Origin of the sequence: Anaerovibrio sp. (assembly GCF_024697385.1) — a bacterium.
Lineage (GTDB): Bacteria > Bacillota > Negativicutes > Selenomonadales > Selenomonadaceae > Anaerovibrio.
In genome coordinates this window covers 1-3,151 of sequence record NZ_JAILFV010000098.1, presented here as the reverse complement: position 1 = coordinate 3,151, position 3,151 = coordinate 1, and the positions used below count along the sequence as shown (strand labels likewise).

The following is a 3,151-nucleotide window of genomic DNA, read 5'->3' as shown; positions in this document are numbered from 1 at the left end:
CCAAAAATAAGGCCCTGCTTTCCATCGGATCCGCAATACTGGGTTTAAAAGCTGACGGGGAATACTACGATGAAAAAGGGATGTATATAGACTTTACGCCATCCCAAAAGAAACGTATACAAGAAGGCCTAACCCTGATTTGACAGCTACGACCGCGAGATTTGCCCCATCCGCGCTTTTATGTGGATATCATATATATATAAACTATCAAGTACGAAAATAAAAACGCTCTAAATAGGTGCTGACAATGGCAGATATCAAAATACACCCTAAAATAGAAACATGGTACCAGATACAGCTGGATAAGCTGCTTAAAAATTCCACATACGGACAACTTACCATGAAGCAGCAGAATTATTTATATTATCTAGTGCTTACCGGTAAACCTACAGAGGCCTGTAAGCGCGCCGGGTATGCTCTCAAGGACTGTAAACAACGGGCCTATAGGTTCAGACACAGCGCAAAAATTAACCGCGCTCATTGGGCATATATGGCATATTTGCACGGCTCATTAGATCCGGCGGATTACCCATAAAAAAATAAAAATACAATATATTATTACGATTCTATTACGATTTGGATAAATCAAAAACCTCTATCCCTTATGCTACAAGGGATAGAGGTTATTTTGATAAATTTTGTTATACAAATTATTATAACGCTTTAAATAAGAGTTTGAAAGAGGCTTATCTTCTGTCAGTGTTTTATCCAAAGGACACCGGCTTTTGGTAGAGTTAGCTGATAGACATAATTAGTATATTTATATCTTGTCCATATTTTTTTGCAAGAAAAAGAAGCCCCTTGGAGATTAGGGGCTTCCAGGAGAAGGAATGATAATGGGATAATAATCAGAGTATTTTGCTGATAATCAAATGGAGAGGTTTGACTACCAATACCCTGACCCATTTTAGAGGAAATTCCTCTATCATCATGATTATATGATATCAGCCAATTATTAAATTATAATTAAAAAAAGATTAACTTTTCATTTTTTTGTGCATTATATAAAATATATGTAAAACCAAAAGGAGAAAAAACATGTATATTTTAAGAATTTGTTTGGTGATATTGTTGATTTTTTGGCTTCTTACTGAATTCGGTCCTGAGGAAATATCCTCGATTACCGGGGGAATAGGCATATGCTTCGCAATTATGGTTTTGATTCTCTACAACAAAAAACATCATGAGCAGCACCAGAATGATGAGGAATACTGCGGTGAAGATGATAGCTATGATATGGAGAATAAAAAATAGCGATGTTAAGGATGTCCATCTCTTCTATAGGAGGGCAGTAACTTTAAAAAAAATATAGTAATCCGCAAAAAAAAATGCTATATTTAATCCAGTATTTTTTTATAACTCGGTGTAAGATGTCCCCTTCCTCTATAGGTGGGGGGACAAGCTTTAACAGTTGGTGAGCATATCTCCCACCTCGTTGAAACGCTAATTGGAAGATTTTTCTTTTTAAAAGAAAAATTTGAACAATGGCGTTATAAGCAAATGTTAAATTTTGTTCACAGAAAGGTTGTGTTAGTGAGACAATGGCAGAAAAAGGAATGAAAAGGGGATTAAAAAACCGTCATTTGCAGCTCATATCCTTGGGCGGTGTAATTGGCAGTGGATATTTCCTTGGGACGGGTTATGTTCTGGAAAAAGCAGGACCGGCAGCATTAGTATCATATTTATTGGGTGGTGCAATTGTATTATGTGTCATGCTTTGCTTGGCAGAACTGGCAGTAGCGGAGCCTATAGCAGGTTCATTTGTTACTTATGCCCGTAAGTATATAAATCCTACCTGGGCTTGTGGAGTCGGCTGGACATACTGGGTAACATGGGTTTCATATGTTCCTTCTGAGATGATAGCGGCGGGAATTATAATGAATAACTTTTTGCCCCAGGTAAGTCAGCTATGGTGGGCAATTCTTTTTTGTCTTTTGGTTACAGTGGTAAATCTTTTTCAGGTTAATAAATTTGGCGAGAGTGAATTTTGGCTGGCCATCATCAAGATAATTGCCCTTATTGCCTTCAGTGTTGTTGGCGGTATGATAGCTCTTGGCCTCATTGGTGATCAGGGATATCTGGGAACCACTCTCCTGATGGGAAGCGGTGGTTTCACACCTAATGGATATTGGGCCATAATCCTTACAATGACCATTATTCTGGTGAATTTTCAGGGAACTGAAATCATCGGCCTGGCAGCTGGTGAGTGTGAGGATCCGGAAAAGAGTATTCCCTTGGCCGTTCGTAATGTGACCTGGCGAATTATTGCACTGTATATTATTCCTATTTCTGTGCTGATATCAATCCTGCCCTGGGATCAGGCCGGCCTGGATGAAAGTGTCTTCGCTGTTGCCCTGTCCAACTATGGTTTGGATACATTTGCAGCCTTTTTCAGCTTTGTTGTTTTGACAGCAGCCCTTTCCTGTACTAATTCAGGAATTTATGGTACAAGCCGTGCCTTATATTCCTTGGCTTCCATCGGTATGGCACCGAAGTCATTGGCCAAGCTGAATAAAAATGGTATGCCGCAGAATTCGGTGTTTGTTACTATTGCTACCTGCTGGCTCATTATTATTTTATATAGCTTTGATGCCAGTGAGACGGCGTATACTTATCTTCTTTCCCTGTCCGGCTTTACAGGCGCTATTGCCTGGATTTCCATTTGCTGGAGTCAATATAATTTCAGGAAGAGACGGATGGTCAATAATACCGTTGATAAGCTGAGATATAAAACCCCGTTTTTCCCATTTGTTACCCTGTTTGGCATTTGGGCACAGGTTTTTTGTATAGTAGTTATTGCCTCAACCCCTGATTTGCAGGAGACAATTTATCTGGGAGCAATAAGCTTGATTATACCTATGATTTTTTATCGTATTGGTATGCAGAACAGAAAGAGAAAAAAGAGAAAGCGGCTGGCCAGAATATGACTGTTTTATGATGTTACTGATTATTTTTCTGGTTTCGCAAATATTTTTCATGTTGTTTCTATTCACCCCTGTGAGCCATTGATTCATGGGGGTTTAGTTGTATCGGGCTTTAATTGAAAAATAAATGTCAACATGATAAACTTATTTTTAGAGTTTTTGATTGCCATTTAATTAGGAGGAGTTATGATGGGGATTAAAAAATTAGTTGGCGTTATAGCCTTGGC

The 3,151-nt window shown here is 38.7% G+C and carries 3 protein-coding genes; all 3 read left to right on the top strand.

Annotated elements, in window-relative coordinates; all coding sequences use genetic code 11:
• Nucleotides 1-247: 247 nt before the first annotated feature.
• The 3 genes from K6C05_RS05240 to K6C05_RS05230 all read left to right on the top strand — a co-directional run bounded on the left by K6C05_RS05240 (nt 248) and on the right by K6C05_RS05230 (nt 2,927).
• Entirely contained in the window at nt 248-535 is a 288-nt protein-coding gene (locus K6C05_RS05240) for a hypothetical protein (RefSeq protein ID WP_296732112.1), read from the top strand.
• A gap of 503 nt (nt 536-1,038) precedes the next feature.
• Nucleotides 1,039-1,254, top strand: coding sequence for a hypothetical protein (locus K6C05_RS05235; RefSeq protein ID WP_296732110.1), 216 nt, complete (start codon nt 1,039-1,041; stop codon nt 1,252-1,254).
• A 287-nt stretch (nt 1,255-1,541) separates the two neighbouring features.
• Nucleotides 1,542-2,927 carry an amino acid permease gene (locus K6C05_RS05230; RefSeq protein ID WP_296732108.1) on the top strand — a complete coding sequence of 462 codons (1,386 nt, stop codon included), beginning with the start codon at nt 1,542-1,544 and terminating at the stop codon, nt 2,925-2,927.
• Nucleotides 2,928-3,151 lie beyond the last annotated feature (224 nt).